Origin of the sequence: Roseiarcus fermentans (genome assembly GCF_003315135.1) — a bacterium.
GTDB classification, from domain to species: domain Bacteria; phylum Pseudomonadota; class Alphaproteobacteria; order Rhizobiales; family Beijerinckiaceae; genus Roseiarcus; species Roseiarcus fermentans.
In genome coordinates this window covers 118,672-135,306 of sequence record NZ_QNRK01000011.1, presented here as the reverse complement: position 1 = coordinate 135,306, position 16,635 = coordinate 118,672, and the positions used below count along the sequence as shown (strand labels likewise).

12 protein-coding genes are annotated in these 16,635 nt (G+C 72.1%); 7 read left to right on the top strand and 5 right to left on the bottom strand.

Annotated features, from left to right (window positions below; all coding sequences use genetic code 11):
• The first annotated feature begins 125 nt into the window (after positions 1-125).
• Positions 126-2,792, top strand: coding sequence for an alanine--tRNA ligase (gene alaS / locus DFR50_RS11830; protein ID WP_113889409.1), 2,667 nt, complete (start codon positions 126-128; stop codon positions 2,790-2,792).
• Between the two features lie 189 nt (positions 2,793-2,981).
• Here the strand turns inward: alaS and sppA are convergent, their stop codons facing one another.
• Positions 2,982-3,923 carry a signal peptide peptidase SppA gene (sppA, locus tag DFR50_RS11825; protein WP_113889408.1) on the bottom strand — a complete coding sequence of 314 codons (942 nt, stop codon included), beginning with the start codon at positions 3,921-3,923 and terminating at the stop codon, positions 2,982-2,984.
• A 97-nt stretch (positions 3,924-4,020) separates the two neighbouring features.
• Positions 4,021-5,235, bottom strand: a complete 1,215-nt coding sequence (locus DFR50_RS11820; RefSeq protein ID WP_113889407.1) for an NADP-dependent isocitrate dehydrogenase — start codon at positions 5,233-5,235, stop codon at positions 4,021-4,023.
• Between the two features lie 238 nt (positions 5,236-5,473).
• On the opposite strand from DFR50_RS11820, the gene DFR50_RS11815 reads away from it, so the two are divergent.
• On the top strand, positions 5,474-6,394 hold the full coding sequence (locus DFR50_RS11815; RefSeq protein WP_113889406.1) for a lytic transglycosylase domain-containing protein: 921 nt from the start codon (positions 5,474-5,476) through the stop codon (positions 6,392-6,394).
• A gap of 208 nt (positions 6,395-6,602) precedes the next feature.
• Positions 6,603-8,168 (top strand): phytoene desaturase family protein, encoded by a 1,566-nt coding sequence (locus tag DFR50_RS11810; protein ID WP_245427662.1) that lies wholly within the window; start codon positions 6,603-6,605, stop codon positions 8,166-8,168.
• Between the two features lie 7 nt (positions 8,169-8,175).
• Here the strand turns inward: DFR50_RS11810 and nagA are convergent, their stop codons facing one another.
• Together nagA and DFR50_RS11800 are read right to left on the bottom strand one after the other, a co-directional pair.
• Entirely contained in the window at positions 8,176-9,327 is a 1,152-nt protein-coding gene (gene nagA / locus DFR50_RS11805) for an N-acetylglucosamine-6-phosphate deacetylase (RefSeq protein WP_113889404.1), read from the bottom strand.
• On the bottom strand, positions 9,324-10,238 hold the full coding sequence (locus DFR50_RS11800) for a glucosamine kinase nucleotide-binding domain-containing protein (protein WP_170153180.1): 915 nt from the start codon (positions 10,236-10,238) through the stop codon (positions 9,324-9,326). Before DFR50_RS11800 ends, nagA begins: the two co-directional genes overlap by 4 nt.
• 274 nt (positions 10,239-10,512) lie before the next feature.
• Here DFR50_RS11800 and DFR50_RS11795 point away from each other — a divergent pair, with 274 nt between their 5' ends.
• Positions 10,513-11,757: a hydroxysqualene dehydroxylase gene (locus tag DFR50_RS11795; RefSeq protein WP_113889402.1), complete on the top strand. Its 1,245-nt coding sequence runs from the start codon at positions 10,513-10,515 to the stop codon at positions 11,755-11,757.
• Between the two features lie 146 nt (positions 11,758-11,903).
• The gene (locus DFR50_RS11790) at positions 11,904-12,200 is read left to right on the top strand and encodes a hypothetical protein (RefSeq protein WP_113889401.1); all 297 of its coding nucleotides are present in this window, start codon (positions 11,904-11,906) and stop codon (positions 12,198-12,200) included.
• Between the two features lie 456 nt (positions 12,201-12,656).
• Here the strand turns inward: DFR50_RS11790 and DFR50_RS11785 are convergent, their stop codons facing one another.
• Positions 12,657-13,898: a hypothetical protein gene (locus tag DFR50_RS11785; protein ID WP_113889400.1), complete on the bottom strand. Its 1,242-nt coding sequence runs from the start codon at positions 13,896-13,898 to the stop codon at positions 12,657-12,659.
• A gap of 208 nt (positions 13,899-14,106) precedes the next feature.
• On the opposite strand from DFR50_RS11785, the gene DFR50_RS11780 reads away from it, so the two are divergent.
• Together DFR50_RS11780 and DFR50_RS11775 are read left to right on the top strand one after the other, a co-directional pair.
• Positions 14,107-15,678, top strand: coding sequence for a glycosyltransferase family 39 protein (locus DFR50_RS11780; protein WP_170153179.1), 1,572 nt, complete (start codon positions 14,107-14,109; stop codon positions 15,676-15,678).
• The gene (locus DFR50_RS11775) at positions 15,675-16,499 is read left to right on the top strand and encodes an urease accessory protein UreD (RefSeq protein ID WP_147262735.1); all 825 of its coding nucleotides are present in this window, start codon (positions 15,675-15,677) and stop codon (positions 16,497-16,499) included. Before DFR50_RS11780 ends, DFR50_RS11775 begins: the two co-directional genes overlap by 4 nt.
• The last annotated feature ends 136 nt before the right edge of the window (positions 16,500-16,635 follow it).

Sequence of the window (16,635 nt, the reverse complement as noted above, 5' to 3'; positions counted from 1 at the left end):
CGAAGGTCGCCTTCGTGTCCTTGGTGGTGAAATCACCCCGCATTCCCCTTCCGATTCCCGTTGGCGCTCCGCGCCGCCTTGATTTAGAAAGCCTCCTTGAAAATTCCTGTCGAGGCAACGTGTTCATGAGCGGCGTCAACGAGATCCGGTCGAGCTTCCTGCATTACTTCGCCGGCCGGGGCCACGAGGTCGTGCCGTCGAGTTCGCTCGTTCCGCGCAACGACCCGACGCTGATGTTCACCAACGCCGGCATGGTGCAGTTCAAGAACGTCTTCACCGGAATCGAGAAGCGCGCTTACGTCCGCGCCGCGACCGCCCAGAAATGCGTGCGCGCCGGCGGCAAGCACAACGACCTCGACAACGTCGGCTACACCGCCCGCCACCACACCTTCTTCGAGATGCTCGGCAACTTCTCCTTCGGCGACTATTTCAAGGAGAACGCCATCGAATTCGCCTGGACGCTGCTCACCCGCGACTTCGGCCTGAACAAACAGCGCCTCACCGTCACCGTCTATCACGACGACGACGAAGCGTTCGACCTGTGGAAGCGGATCGCCGGCCTGCCCGACGAGCGGATCATCCGCATCGCCACCAGCGACAATTTCTGGGCGATGGGCGAAACCGGCCCCTGCGGCCCGTGCTCGGAAATCTTCTACGACCACGGCGACCACATCCCCGGCGGGCCGCCCGGCTCGCCCGACCAGGACGGCGACCGGTTCGTCGAGATCTGGAACCTCGTCTTCATGCAGTACGAGGCGCTGCCCGGCGGCGAGCGCGTCGCCCTGCCGCGTCCCTCGATCGACACCGGCATGGGCCTCGAGCGCATCGCCGCGGTGCTGCAGGGGGTGAACGACAACTACGACATCGACCTCTTCCGCGCGCTGATCCGGGCAAGCGCCGACCTGACCGGCGTCGATCCCGACGGGGCCCACCGCGCCTCGCACCGCGTCATCGCCGATCATCTGCGCGCCTCCGCCTTCCTCGTCGCCGACGGCGTGCTGCCCTCGAACGAGGGCCGCGGCTACGTGCTGCGCCGGATCATGCGCCGCGCCATGCGCCACGCCCAGATCCTCGGCGCGCGCGACCCGCTGATGTGGCGTCTCGTCCCGGCGCTGACGCGCGAGATGGGCCTCGCCTACCCGGAGCTGACCCGCGCCGAGGCGCTGATCACCGAGACTCTCCGGCTCGAGGAGACGCGCTTCCGCACCACGCTGGCGCGCGGCCTCGCCATTCTCGAGGAGGAAACCCGGCCGCTCGCCGCCGGCGGCGTGCTCAACGGCGAAACCGCGTTCAAGCTCTACGATACGTTCGGCTTCCCGCTCGATCTCACCCAGGACGCCCTGCGCGCCCGCGGCCTGGCGGTCGATGTGCAGGGCTTCAACGCCGCGATGGAGCGGCAGCGCGCCGAGGCGCGGCGCGCCTGGGCGGGCTCCGGCGAGGCCGCGACCGAGACCGTCTGGTACGGCCTGCGCGAGCGGGTCGGCGCCACCGACTTCCTCGGCTACGAGACCGAGACGGCCGAGGGCGTCGTGGCCGCGATCGTCAAGGACGGGGTCGAGGTCGAGCGGATCGAGGCCGGCGACAAGGGCTCGCTGATCCTCAACCAGACGCCGTTCTACGGCGAGTCGGGCGGTCAGGTCGGCGACGTCGGCGAGATCACCGGGCCGGGTTTCCGCGCGGTCGTCTCCGACACGCGCAAGAAGCTCGGCGACCTGATCGTTCACGACGTCGCGGTGATCGAGGGGAGCGCGCGCGCCGGCCAGGCCGTCGAGCTCGCCGTCGATCACGCGGCGCGCGCCGCCACCCGCGCCAACCATTCCGCGACCCACATCCTGCACGAGGCCCTGCGGCTCGTGCTCGGCGACCATGTCGCGCAGAAGGGCTCGCTCGTCTCGCCCGAACGCCTGCGCTTCGACTTCGCCCATCCGAAGCCGATCACCCCCGAGGAGCTCGCCGCGGTCGAGGACATCGCCAACCGGGTGGTGCTCGAGAACGCCGAGGTGACGACGCGGCTGATGAGCATCGACGACGCGCGCCAGTCGGGCGCCCGGGCGCTGTTCGGCGAGAAATACGGCGACGAGGTGCGCGTCGTCAGCATGGGCGCGATCGAGGACGACGCGGCGCACGAGCGCCCCTATTCGGTGGAATTGTGCGGCGGCACGCACGTCGGCCGCACCGGCGACATCGGCCTGATCACGGTGGTGGGCGAGAGCGCGGTCGCGGCCGGGGTGCGCCGCCTCGAGGCCAAGACCCGCGATGAGGCGCGCAAGAAACTCGCCGCCGATTCCAACGCCTTCGCCGCGCTCGCGGCCCTCCTGCGCGCGCCTGCGGACGAAGCGCCGAAGCGGCTCGAAAGCCTGATCGACGACAAGCGCAAGCTCGAGCGCGAGCTCGCCGACGCGCGGCGGAAGCTGGCGATGGGCGGCGGAGGCGCCGGCGCGGTCGACGCGGTGCGCGACGTCGCCGGCGTCAAGTTCTACGCCCGCGCCGTCACCGGCGTCGAGATGAAGGACCTGAAGTCGCTCGCCGACGAGGCCAAGCAAACCATCGGCTCGGGCGTGGTGGCGATCGCGGCGGCGTCCGAGGACGGCAAGGCGAGCCTCGTCGTCGCCGTCACCGCCGACCAGACCGCCCGATTCAACGCCGTCGACCTCGTGCGGCTCGGCTCCGCGGCGCTCGGCGGCAAGGGCGGGGGCGGGCGGCCGGACATGGCCCAGGCCGGCGGCCCGGAGGGCGAAAACGCCGGCAAGGCGCTCGAGGCGGTGGAGGAGGGGATCCGCGCGCGCGCCTGAGGCCTCCCGCCATACCTGGCACAGGCCGGAATGCGACTTCGACGACGCCATTCTCGCCGTCGGCGCGGCCTATCGGGTGCGCCTCGTCGCCGGAGCGCTTGCGCTGACTTCGTAGCCGTGCTGGTCGTCGCCGCGCTCGGCGAGGGTCGGCGACGCGCCTATGGGGATGGCGCAGCCGCGCTCGCGCGCTCAGAACCGAACCGCTCCCGGCAACAGCAACAGCGGACGCGCGCTCAGTTCCGTTTGCAGGACGTCGCGAAGGGCGGCGGAGACGGACGCGGCCGGCGACGTCGCCTCCTCTCCGAGCCATCGCGCCAGCCTGCCGGGCTTCCTCACCTTGAAGACCTCCGGCTCGTCGCCCAGTCCGGTCATCTGCCCGAGCGCGCGGCGGGCGTCGTCCCAGGTCCCGACCGAATCGGCGAAGCCCAGCTTCACCGCCTGGGCGCCGGTGAACACCCTGCCGTCGGCATATTGGTCGACGACTTCGGGCGCCATCTTGCGGCCCTCGGCGACAGCCGCCTTGAACTGGGCCAGCACGTCGTTCAGCAGGTCCTGGAACAGCGCCCGCTGCGTGTCGGTCAGAGGCTTGTAATCGGCGCCGGCGTCCTTGAACTGGCCGGTCGTGATCGCGTAGCGGTCGATCCGCGCCCAATCGTACAGCTTGGCCAGATTGACGAATTCCATCAGCGCGCCGATCGAGCCGATCATGCAGCCCGGGGTGGTGACGATCCGGTCGGCGGCGACGGCGGCGTAATAGGCGCCGCTGGCCGCGACCGCGCCGCAGAAGGCGATCACCGGCTTCTTGTACTGTTCGCGCGTCCGCTTGATCTCGGCCCAGAGTTCCTGGCTCGGCCCGACCACGCCGCCCGGCGAGTCGATGCGCAGCAGGACGCCCTTGATATGGTTGTCTTTGCGGTACTTGCGCAGGGCTTCGACGATGTCGCGGGTGTCGACGATGATCCCGTCGAGGTCGAGCGCCAGGATCGAGGGCTTTTCCGCGGGTTCCGCCGGCGAGCGAAACTCGGCGACGAGGGCGCCGACACCGAACACAACGGCGCCCATGACGACCAGGGCCGCGAGAAGAAAGACGATCTGGACGAGGCGTTTCAGGAATTCGACGATCGAACCCATTCCAGGAGCTTTCTGCCGCCAGGCGGCGCGAGGTCGCGCCGCCGCCGGTGACGAAACGCGCGTGCGCCCGTTTCGGCGCCGCGCCTGACCCCCGGCCCTACGCCGCCATCGCCTTCCGGAGGTTCTGGTCCACCTTGTCGAGGAAGCCGGTGGTCGACAGCCACTTCTGGTTCGGGCCGACGAGCAGCGCGAGGTCCTTGGTCATGTCGCCCGCCTCGACCGTGTCGACGCACACCCGCTCGAGGGTCGCCGCGAATTTGGCCAGCGCCTCGTTGCCGTCGAGCTTGGCGCGATGCGCGAGGCCCCGCGTCCAGGCGAAGATCGAGGCGATCGAGTTGGTCGAGGTCTCGCGGCCCTTCTGGTGCTCGCGGTAGTGGCGGGTGACCGTGCCGTGCGCGGCCTCGGCCTCCACCGTCTGGCCGTCCGGGGTCATCAGCACGCTGGTCATGAGGCCGAGCGAGCCGTACCCCTGCGCCACCGTGTCGGACTGCACGTCGCCGTCGTAGTTCTTGCACGCCCACACGTAGCCGCCCGACCACTTGAGCGCGGAGGCGACCATGTCGTCGATCAGGCGATGCTCGTAGGTGATGCCGAGGCTCTTGAACTTGCCGGCGAACTCGGCCTCGTACACCTCCTGGAAGAGGTCCTTGAACCGGCCGTCGTAGGCCTTGAGAATCGTGTTCTTGGTCGAGAGGTAGACGGGATACTTGCGCAAGATGCCGTAGTTCAGCGACGCGCGGGCGAAGTCGCGGATCGAATCGTCGAGGTTGTACATCGCCATCGCGACGCCGGCGCCGGGGAACTTGAACACTTCCTTCTCGATCACCGTGCCGTCGTCGCCCTCGAACTTGATGGTGAGCCGGCCCTTGCCGGGAACCTTGAAGTCGGTGGCGCGGTACTGGTCGCCGTAGGCGTGACGGCCGACCACGATCGGCAGGGTCCAGCCGGGCACGAGGCGCGGCACGTTCTTGCAGATGATCGGCTCGCGGAAGATGACGCCGCCCAGAATGTTGCGGATCGTGCCGTTCGGGCTCTTCCACATCTCCTTCAGCTTGAACTCCTCGACGCGCGCCTCGTCGGGGGTGATTGTGGCGCATTTGACGCCGACGCCCGCCGCCTTGATCGCGTGCGCCGCGTCGATGGTGACCTGGTCGCCGGTCGCGTCGCGATGCTCGACCGACAGGTCGAAGTACTGGAGGTCGATGTCGAGATAGGGGTGGACGAGCTTGTCGCGGATGAGTTGCCAGATGATTCGGGTCATCTCGTCGCCGTCGAGTTCGACGACCGGATTTGCGACCTTGATCTTGGACATCGGCAAAAGATCCTCGTAGAATTGGGCAAGCCGGGAGGGCGAGTTCGGCCCTATAGCATCGCGCCGGAGACCGTCATAGTTCTGCTTTAGGCGGGACGTTTCGTCCGCGTCGCGGTCGCCTGGACCGGGCGCTTTGGACTCGCGTCCGGGGGCCGGACGGGATAACCGGTTTTGCGGCGTTGGATGCGGCGGCCGAGGGGCCCGTCGTCGCGCCGGCGTGGGGGAAGGGGCGAAGGACATGCGTTTCCTGCCGGCGACCGGATGTCGAGCCGCGCCCGCGCGGCCTGCCGCGCGGCGACATGCCCGCCGCCTTCGCCGCGCTGGCGCGCTCGCGCTCCTTCTCGTTCTCGCCGCGCGCGCGCCGGCGCGCGCCGAGCCGCACGAACCGGCCGCCGACGACGCGGTCGCGGTCCTGTGCGGCATCGTCGAGGATTCGGCCAAGGGCGCCGGCCTGCCGGTCCCGTATTTCACCCGGCTGATCTGGCGCGAGAGCGCGTTTCAGCCGCACGCCGTCAGCCCCGCCGGGGCGTTGGGAGTCGCCCAGTTCATGCCGGGCACGGCGTCGGAGCGCGGACTCGCCGATCCGTTCGATCCGGCGGCGGCGATCCCGGCCTCGGCGAAGCTCCTCGCCGATCTCGCCCGGCGCTTCGGCAACCTCGGGCTCGCGGCCGCCGCCTACAACGCCGGGCCGACCCGGACCCAGAAATGGCTCGACGGCCAGGGCGACATGCCGTTCGAGACCCAGAGCTACGTGCTGGCGATCACCGGTCACGACGTCGAGGAGTGGCGCGCCGCGACCCCGCCCGACTCCGCCGCCCCGGGCCCGGTCGAGCCGTGCGTCGTCGCGATCGGCAAGCTGCGCCTCGCCCGCGGGCCCTCGGGCGAGCCTGCCGTCTCGGGCCTGTTCGCGCCCTGGGGCGTGCAGCTCGCCGCGAGCTTCTCCAAGGGCTCGGCGTTGCGCGCCTTCGCCCGCGCGCGCCACGACTACGCCGCCGTCATCGGCGACCGGCAGCCCTTCGTCCTGGGCTCGGTCCTGCGCAGCCGCGGCTGGCGGCCGTTCTATCGCGTGCGCCTGCCGGCGCAGACCGGGGGCGAGGCGAAGCGGTTGTGCGACCGCATCCAGGCCGTCGGCGGCGCCTGCGCCGTGTTGAGGAGCTGAAGCGCCCCGGCGCCTGCGTCGCCATGGCGCGTCGACACACGTGTCCGGCTCGCCATATTGGTCGCGACATGAAAGATAAATGACAACGGCCGCCGTTCCCGATGCGCCGGCGCCGCCGGCGGGCGGGTCGGGATTGACCACGATCAAACGCCATGGCGATGCTTGCGACTAGCATGCACCGATTGGCCGCATGAAGCGGGGGTGGAGGGTGAGCGAGAACAGCTTCGACGTGGTCGTGATCGGCTCCGGCCTCGGCGGCCTGACGGCCGCGGCGCTGCTCGCCAGGAGCGGACGCAAGGTCTGCGTCATCGAGCGCAACCACAGCGTCGGCGGCGCCGCCTCCTCGTTCCGGAAAGGCGCGCTGACCATCGAGCCGGCGCTGCACCAGACCGCCGATCCGCATTGGCCGGGCGATCCGAAACATGCGATCCTGACCGAACTCGGCATTCTCGACGAGATCGAGTGGGTTCCGGTCACGCCGTTCTATTCGGTGGCGGGCGGCCCGATCGGCGAGGTGTTCGACATGCCGGCCAGCTTCGACGCCGCGCACCAGGCGCTGAGCGAGCGGTTCCCCAGGAGCCGTGAGGGCTTCGCCCAGTTTCTCGGCGCGATCGAGCGCATCGTCGACAACGCCGGCGAACTGATCGAGGCGCAGGCGACCCGATCGATCCGCAGGTTGGTTCACGGCGTGATCGAGGCGCGCCGCCTGATCCAGGACTGGCACATGTCGACCGCCGACATCCTCGACCGGCACTTCGGCCGCGACGAACAGGCCAAGATCGCGGTGGCGGCCAACGTCGGCTATTACGCCAACAACCCGCGGGATCTGGCCTGGCCGATGTTCGCGATCGCGCAGGGCGGCTTCCTCAAGTCCGGAGGCCGGTTCGTCAAGGGCGGCTCGCGCGTGCTGTCGATGAAGCTCGCCAAATGCGTGATGAACAGCGGCGGGACGGTGCTGCTCGGACGCGAGGCGACCGAGGTGGATCTCGACGCGTCCGGCGCGCCGTCCGCCGTGCGCCACGTCGACACGCGCTCCAGGGCGGACGAGCAGCGGGTCGAGGCCCGACAGATCCTGGCCAATTGCGCTCCGCACGTTCTCGCGCCGATGCTCCCGGACGCCGAGCGCGCGAAGCTCGAGGCGGCCTATGGCGGCCGGCCGCTATCGACGTCGCTGTTCACCGCGCACTACGGGCTCAGCGTCGACCCCGCGACCATCGGGATGACCCGCTATGGCGTGATGATCATCCCGGACTGGATGACGTCGATGGTGACCTACGGCGAAAGCTCGCGGTTCATGGCGCATGATCCAGCCGACGGGGCCATTCCGGGCTACGGATTCGTCAATTACGCCGCGATCGACAGCGGGCTCGCCGGCGATGGCCCGGTTCTCGTCACCGTGACCGGACTCGACCGGCTGGAGAACTGGCAGCACCTGTCGCCGCAAGAGGACAAGGACCGTCGCGAGCGCTGGCTCGACGCGTTCCAGGCCGACCTCGACCGCCAGTATCCGGGCTTCAGCGCGGCGGTCGGGGAGCGCATGTTCCTCAACGCCCGCTCGATGGCCAATTTCATGAACACGCCGGGCGGGGCGATCTACGGTTTCGCCCCGCTGCCGTTCGAGCGCAGGTTCTGGCGCGGCGAGCCGCTGGAAGCGAAAACCCCGCTGAAGTCGATCTATCTCGCCTCGTCGTTCACCGGCGGCTTCGGCTTCAGCGGCGCGATGCGGTCGGGCGCGGTCGCCGCGAAGGCGGCGATGGCGGAGCGGGCGCGCTGACCCCGCTTCACCGCGGCTCGCCGTCCTCGTCGAGGCGGCGCCCGGCCATCCACACGCCGGCGAGCGCGAGATCGTCGCCGAAGTGGACGAGATTGGCTTCGTAGCCCGGTCCGAGCCGGCCGATGCGGTCGTCCACCCGCAGCAGCCTCGCCGGCGTCGAGGTCGCCATCGCCAGCGCCGAGGCGAGCGGCGCTCGCAGAATTGTCGCGGCGTACCGCACGGCGTCGGCGAGCGTGATCGCCGAACCCGCCAGCGTGCCGTTCTCGTCGACGAGTTTCATCCCGACCCGCGTCATCCTGCGGCCTTGCAGCGCAAAGGCGTCCGGGCCGCCGGCCGCGGGCGGCATCGCGTCGGACACGAGCGCGATCCCGGCCGCGCCCTTGGCGGCGATCGCCGCCCGGCAGGCGGCGGGGTGGACGTGCTCGCCGTCGGCGATCAGGCCGCAGACGACGCGCGGATCGGCGAGGGCCGCGCCGACGACGCCGGGGGCGCGGGAAGTCATCTGGCTCATGGCGTTGAAGAGGTGGGTCGCGGCGCGGGCGCCGGCGTCGAACACGGCCGCCGCCTCCTCCGCCGTCGCTTCCGTATGGCCGAGGCTGACCACGATCCCTGCGTTCGCGAGGCGCTCGACCAGCGCGAGCGGAACCGAGGCCGGGGCGAGCGTCACCAGGGTGACGGCGGCGCGCCCGGCGATCAGCGCCTCGGCGTCCTCTTCCCGCATCGGCCGGATCCATTGCTTCGGATGTATGCCCGGACGGCGCGGGTCGATGAACGGCCCCTCGACATGGACGCCGAGGGCGCCGGGAACACGGCCCCCGGCGGCGCGCGCGGCGGCGAGCGCGGCGGCGAGAACCTCGGGCGCGTCGGTGACGACGGTCGGCAGGAGCCCGGTGACGCCGGCGCGCCGATGGGCGCGGGCGATCGCGGCGATCCCCTCGACCGTCGGCTCGGCGTTGAACAGCACCCCGCCGCCGCCGTTGACCTGCCAGTCGATCAGGCCGGGGGCGAGGATGCCGCCGCCGCAATCGATCTGCTCGCCGCCCCGCGGCCGCTCGTCGACATCGACGACGGCGCGAATGGCGCCGTCCGCGACCACGAGCGCGCGATCGTCGAGGAAGCGGTCGCCGTCGAACAGGCGCGCGCCGAACAACACCTTCATTCCACCTGCTCCCCGCATGTCGCCTCGTTCCGGCCGGTCGCGACCTTGCCGCCCACCATCAAGATCGCCCCGTCGGTCGCGTCGTGGAGCGGGCGGGTCAGAACCGCCGCGGTCCCGGGCGCGAGATGGCGGCGCACGGCGTCGCCGACGCCGCCGACCAGCGCCACCCGCTCGGCGCCGAGCGCCGCGACGCGGCGCACCAGCTGTTCGATTGCGCGCGCGGCCTTCGCCACGATTCTCCGGGCGACCTCGTCGCCCTCGCCCGCCCGCTCGAACACGAGCGGGGCGAAGGCGCCGAAATCGCCGGGGGAGGCGGCGCGCGCCCAGCGCACCAGCGCGACCACGTCGCCGTCGAACCCGCGCAGGATGTCGCGGGTGAGCGCGCTCTCCGGCCCGAGGCCGTCGCCGGCGCGGGTCGCCGCGCGCAGCGCGTCGAGGCCGACATGCGCGCCGGATCCGTCGTCCCCGAGGGTGAACCCGCGTCCGCCGACGATGGTCTCGCGCCCGCCGCCGCGCGCGATCGCGGCCGAGCCGGTCCCGGCGATGACCAGCCCGCCCTCCGCGCCCGCGTGGGCGCCGATGCAGGCGGTGACGGCGTCGTTCGCGGCGAGCGCGCGGGCGTAGCCGGGAAAGGCGGCGGCCGCACGGTCCGCGTCGCGGGCGTCGTTGACGCCGGCGAGGCCCAGTCCGAGCGCCGTGCGGGAAGGGTCGGCCGTCGGCGCGCCGGCCCTGCCGAGCGCCTCGACGACGAGGGCGCGGATGACAGCGACGGCCGCGGCGAAATCGACATGGACGTTGGCGGCGGCGCCCGCGGCCTCGGCGAGCTTTGCGCCGCTGGCGTCGCGGACGCGCGCGCGACACCGGGTCGCCCCGCCGTCGACGCCCACGAACCAGAGCGGCGCCCCGGTCACGAGGCGCCTCCCGGCGGGCTCGTCGACACGACTCGGGTCGACAGGACTCGGGCCTGCATGCGTGGCCTCTCCCTCAGCGCCTGATCCGTCAAGACGGGACTCCATCCGACATTTCGCCGCCGATGGCCAGCGCGTTCGCGGCCGGTTGGGCCCGCGGCCATGTCCTGGCCAAGATCCAGGGGTTTCCATGGAACGCGCGCCGCCCTAGCGTCGCGTCCGATGATTCGGCGCCGTGTTCCCGGCGCGACCTGGAACACGAGCGAGCCCGAGCGGCATGAAGCGCCCGGTGGTGCACGTGATCGGCGCGGGAGCGGGCGGCCTGTCCGCGGCGCGGGCGCTCCTCGACGGAGGCGCCTGCGACGTCGTGGTCCACGAGGCGCAGTCGCATCCCGGCGGACGGCGGCGCACGTTTTCCGACGCCGAGCTCGGCCGCGACTTCGACACCGGCGCGTTCGCCATTCTCTCGTGCTGGACCGCGACGCTCGCCGTGATCGACGCGGTCGGGGCGCGGGCGGAATGGCGCGCCGACCTGCGGCCGGGGGTCGCGTTCGCCGACTTCGCCACCGGAGCGCGCTGGCGGGTGACGCCCAACGCCGGCCGCTGGCCCTGGTGGCTGCTCGATCCGCGCAGGCGGGGGACGAATCTGCGTTTCGCCGACTACTGGAGCGGGCGCCGGCTGCTCGCCGCCGCTCCGGAAGCGACCGTCGCCAGCCTCGCGCCGGGCGGGCCGGGGATGGAGCGGCTGTGGCGTCCGCTGACGCTCGCCGCCCTCAACTGCCCGCCCGAGACGGCGTCCGCGCAGCTCCTCGGCGGCGTCCTGCGCCAGATCGTCGCGGCCGGCGGGGCGGGCCTGAAGGTTCTCGCGCCGGCCCGGGGAATCGGCCGCGCGCTGGTCGAGCCGCTGGCGCGCAGTCTCGAGCGGGACGGCGCCGCCCTGCGCTTCGGCCGGCGGCTGATCGGCCTCGGACGGGAGGGCGACCGCGTCGCTTCGCTCGACTTCGAGCACGACCGCCTCGATCTCGGGCCGCGCGACGCGGCGATCCTGGCGACGCCGTGGGCCGCGACCGCGGCGCTCCTCGGGACGCCGCCGCCGCAGGCGGCGTCGGCGGCGCTGACGATCCATTTCGCCGCGCCGCCGCCGCCGGCCGCGCCGCCCGTCGTCGGCGCGCTCAACGGCCCGTTCGACTGGCTGTTCGCCCATCCCGGAGGCATGTCGGTGGCGGTGAAGGACGCCGGCGCCCGCCTCGACACGCCTCGCGACGAACTCGCGGCGGCCTGCTGGCGCGGGGTCGCGGCGCTCACGGGCCTCTCGGACGCCCCTCCCGCCTGGCGCATGGCCCCGTCGCGCCGGGCGGCGGCGCTGGCGACGCCAGCCGAGACCGCCCGCCGGCCGCTGACCGGCACGGAGTTCGGCAACCTGTTCCTGGCCGGCGGCCATGTCGGGCGGGATTTTCCCGACGGTCTGGAAAACGCCGTCCGCTCGGGCGCGGCCGCAGCGCGCGCGTTTCACGGGTTTTAGCGGCGTGGAACGAAAACCCCGTTCACCATGTTGTCATCTGCCGCGCCAACGTGCGCCCTTGTCACGCAATGAGCCGTCGCGTAATTGCTATTGTGCAGTGCACAAAATCTGGTATACTGTGTTTCGAGGACGTTTTGGAGGGCCCCATGGGCGCCACTTGGAAGACCAAATGGGGCATGCGCCGAGTTCGGCAGGATACCCCGACGATCGAAGAAGCGCTGATCGCCGCCGAGAGCCTGGCCGACGATGCGGCGTCGCGCGCCCAGATCGCGGCGCAGCTGATGGGCGTGCCGGTGGAAGAGGTGCAGGCGCTGGCGGCCAAGCAGGCGGCGAGAACGCGTGGCCGCGCGAGCCTGGTGGCAGGGCGCACCCGCGCGGTGGTGGTCGAGTACAAGCGACCGCGGACCATGCGGCCCACCATCAACCTCAGCCACAAGCGCTGAGCCGTCGGCGCCCCCAGGGGCGCCGACCAACACCTCATCCGACACAGCGGCGGAATCTCGAGGGGGTTGGAGGCGGGCGCGCCTCCTCCGGTAACTCCCAACCCCGTCATTGCGAGGAGCAACCCCCGGGTCGAAGAGCCCGGGGGGACGAAGCAATCCATGCCGCCGCTTGCTTCCTGCGGAAAGAATCGCTCCGTCTTCTGCTCGCAACGAAGGGCGGCGGGACGACCAGAGGGCGCGACAGCGGCCCAGCGGCCCTGGATCGCTTCCCCCCGGGCTCTTCGACCCCGGGGTCGCCCGCGATGACGGCGCTGTTCGCTGCCGGCTTGGGAGTTACCTCCTCCGCCTGATTCGTCCGTGGCCCGCTCACAGGCTTCGCGTTGTCGCGCAGGGGCGGGATTCGGCGTCGCCGCGCTGCCCGAACCGCGGCGAAACGACGGCCGGGATCGGCAGGAATCACAGATTGGCGAGGCTCGCCGCCGAAGGCCGCGTGGTGCGGTACTGGCTGCGGGCGGCGACGTCGGTCGAGATGATCGCCGCGCCGATCAGGGTCAGCGCCGTCATGTCGTCGAAGTCGACGTTGGAGAAGGCGAGCGCGACGATCGCAGCGAGCCCGGCGATCATGAAGGGGGCAAGCCGGGGCGGCGCCTTGCCGATGTCGCGAAAGGCGCACCAGACGCCCGCCGCGGCGATCACGGCGCCGACCACGCCGAGCTCGTACCAGACCGTGAACGCGAACGAGCGCGGGGTGTAGAGCGGCAGGATCTGGTCGTGCACGCCCCGGGCCACGGTGGCGAAGCCGTGTCCGATCAAGAGCCTGAGCTTGTCGTGGGTGAAGATGTCGGCCGCGACCGACAGGATCGCGTAGGGCGGCGGCAGCGTCGCCAGCTTGACGTTGAAGATCCACGCCGCGACCGTCGGCGCGAACGCCGGGATGAGCGGGGACAGCAGCACCAGCGCCGCGGCCCCCCAGGCCAGCTCGCGCGTCGTGCGGGCGAGGTCCGAGATGGCGAACGACATCGCCAGATAGCCGGCGAACAGCGCGATCGTCAGCGGCGCGTTGCCCGCGGTGTAGGCGAAGGCCAGCGCCAGGATCAGCAGGATGCGGGCGTAGCCGTTGCGCCCGCGCGCGGTCAGCCCGCCGAGCGCGGGAAACAGCAGCACCGCGAGCGCGATCTCGCCGGCGGCGAGGCCGCCGTCGTCGGGAAGATGATCGACCACGCCGGCGAGCCCCTTGGCCGCCATCGCGATCATGCCGACCACGACGCCGATCGGGAACAGGTAGAGGTCGGTGGCGCGCGCGTTTTCGCGCGGGGCGGCGACCGCGAACAGGGTCGCCAGAATGAGCAGGGCGAGCTTGAGCGCATGCTGGAGCGCCGAAACCGGATAGGGCGTCCACAGAATCGACAGCGTCGCCCAGCCGAGGCCGGCGGCGAGCGCGAGAAACGGCGCCGTCATGACGTCGCGCGCCAGACGGTCGGAGAAGCCCGGCTTCGCCTCGAGCGCCGCGGCCATCAGGATCATGGCGACGCCGATCGGGAAGACGATGAACAGCGCCAGCGGATGGACGATGACCGCCAGCGGCGCGCCGATCGCCAGCGCCGCATAGCCGACGCGGGAAAAGAACCGCGACGCGTCCGCCGCGTCGTCGCGGCGGCCGGGTCGGGCCGACCGCCTCTCCTCTGCCCTCAGGGCCATGTCCGACGTCCTGGCGCGCGCCGCAAGCTGGAAAACCTTTGATTTGACGGTTATACGACGCTGTCGCGGCGAGGGCTGTGTGAAGGGCGCCACACTTGCGCGGCAATTGACGGATCGAGGGGGGATGGCGGCCGGGGAATTGACCCTTCGGGCGGCGGCGTGCGACTGGGCGGCCGCTGGAGCAGGGTCCGCGAGGAGTGGCGACGACGTGACGGAAGCTTCCATCGTCGCCGGGGCGCGGCCGCGGATCGATCGTCGTCCCGGACGGCTCGTCGCCTGCGCCGCCGGCGGCGCGCTCCTGCTGCTCGCGTTGCAGACGCTGGCCGCTTCGCGGCTCGAGCTCAGCTTCGACGAGGCCTATTACACGCTGTGGTCGCGGGATCTCGCCTTCGGCTACCTCGACCATCCGCCGATGGTGGCGGTTCTGATCCGCGCCTCGACCGCGCTGTTCGGCGATTCGGACCTCGGAATCCGCGCGCTGTCGCTCGCCCTCGTCGGCGCGCTGCCCGGGCTCGTCGCCCTGATCGCCTGGCGGCTGTTCGGCTCGCTGGACACCGCCGCGCTCGCCGTCCTGATGTGGATCGCCGCGCCGCTGGTGATCGCGGGCGCGGTGTTCGTGACGCCGGACGCGCCGCTCGTCCTGTTCTGGATGCTGGGGCTCGCGGCGCTGGTCGAACTCTGGCGGACGGGCAGGGCGCGCTGGATCATCGCCATGGGCCTCGCCCTCGGCCTGATGCTGATGTCGAAATTCACCGCGGCCTTCTTCGCCGCCGGCGCCGCGCTCGCCGTCGTGGCGACGCCCTCGCTCCGGCGCTGGCTCCGCTCGCCCCTCCCCTGGCTGGCGCTGGCGCTCGCCGCGGCGGTGTTTTCGCCTTTCGTCGCCTGGAACGCGGCGCATGGCTGGGCGACGTTCCTGAAGCAGGGCGGGCGGGCCGCGGCGGCCGGGTTCACGCCGTTCTATCTGGTCGAATTCGCGCTCTCCCAGATCCTGCTGATCAACCCGCTGGTGTTCGCGGCGCTCGCGGCGGCGATCGCGGGCGTGTCGTGGCGCAAGTCCGTCGCGCCGGGGTCGCCCGAGGAAGCGCGCCGGCTGCTCGTCGCCACGATCGCGCCGGCGGCGGTCTACTTCCTCGTCCACGCGGCGCACGACCGGGTGCAGGGCAACTGGCTCGCGCCGCTGTTCCCGGCCTGCGCCATCCTCGCCGGCGAGTGGGTCGCGCGCGCCCGCCGGGCCGCGGGCGCGGCCGGACGGGTCGCCCGCGCCGCGCTGTGGGCGGCGCCGCTCGCGCTCGCCGTCATGCTCGCGGGCTTCGTCCAGGCGCTGACGGGCGTTCTTCCGCTCGGCGCCGCCGACCCGACCGCCCGCCTCGAAGGGTTTCGCGAGCTGGCGCGCGACGTCGACGCCCGCGCGCGCGCCGAGGGCGCGCCCTACGTCCTGACCCAAGGCTACGCGCTCGCCTCCCTCCTGACGGTCTACGGCGACCCGGGCCTCGCCGTCGTCCAGCCGGAGCAGCGGATCCGCTGGATTTTCGCGCCCTCGCCCCCGGAAAGCCTGTTCGACAGGCGGGGCCTCGCCATCGCCGAGGCCGGGCGGCGCTACGACCTCGTGCTCGGGATGCGGTTCCGCAGCGTCGAGCCGGCCGGAACGATCGAGCGCCGGCGCGCCGGCCGCGTCCTCCAGGCGTACGAGCTGTTCCGTGTCGCCGAGCCCTATGCGCCGGTCCTCGATCCGCCCTGCCCGAGCGCCGAGGTCGATCTCGCGCGGACGTGCCGGCGATGACCGGGGCGCCGCCGGACCCGGGCGCCCGCCAGCGCGCGGTGGCGGAAGCGCGGGCGACGTTCGTGCGCGGCCGGCGCGGCGCCGAGCCGATGCGCCTCTACGAGACCGGAGGCCTGCGCTGGCGCTTTCCCCGCGCCACCGATGTTTGCGAGGCGGCGCTGGTCAACACCGGCGGCGGCGTCGCCGGCGGCGACAGCTACCGCGTGGCGCTCGCCCTCGGCGCCGGCGCGGCGGTGGAGGCGACGACGGTCGCGGCGGAAAAGATCTACCGCAGCGACGGCCCGCCGGCGCGGATCGCGACCGCCCTCGAACTCGGCGACGGCGCGCGCCTGCGCTGGCTGCCGCAGGAGACGCTGGTGTTCGAGGGCGCGCGGCTCGAGCGCAGCCTCGCCATCGACATGGCCGCCGACGCGGACCTGCTCGCCGTCGAGACGCTGGTGTTCGGCCGCCTCGCCGCGGGCGAGACGCGCATCGACGCGTCGCTCAGCGACAGCTGGCGGCTGCGCCGCGCCGGCCGCCTCGTGTTCGCCGACGAAACCCGGCTCGACCGCGCCGGAGCGACGCTCGACCGCCCGGCGTGCGGCGCGGGCGCGCGGGCGATCGCCACCCTTCTGGCCGCGGCGCCCGGCGTCGAGGCGCGGCTGCCCGACGTGCGGGCGGCGCTCGAGGGCCATGAGGCGGAGGTGGAAGCGGGCGCGAGCGCCTTCGACGGCCTCATCGTGGCGCGCCTGGTTTCGGCGAGCCCGAGCCGATTGCGCAAAGCCGCGATCGCCGCCATTGTGGCGTTGAGCGGACGCGAGCCGCCGCGCCTGTGGCAATAGGCGCCGGACCAGCGAGCCCGTGGGGAAAACGCCGTCATCGGACGGACAAACAGCGCCCTCGCGGGCGGGGGGCGTCGGCCTCCCGTCGCGCCGGCGGCGCCGGACGTCGCGATCCGAAACGAGGGGCACGAGAGGG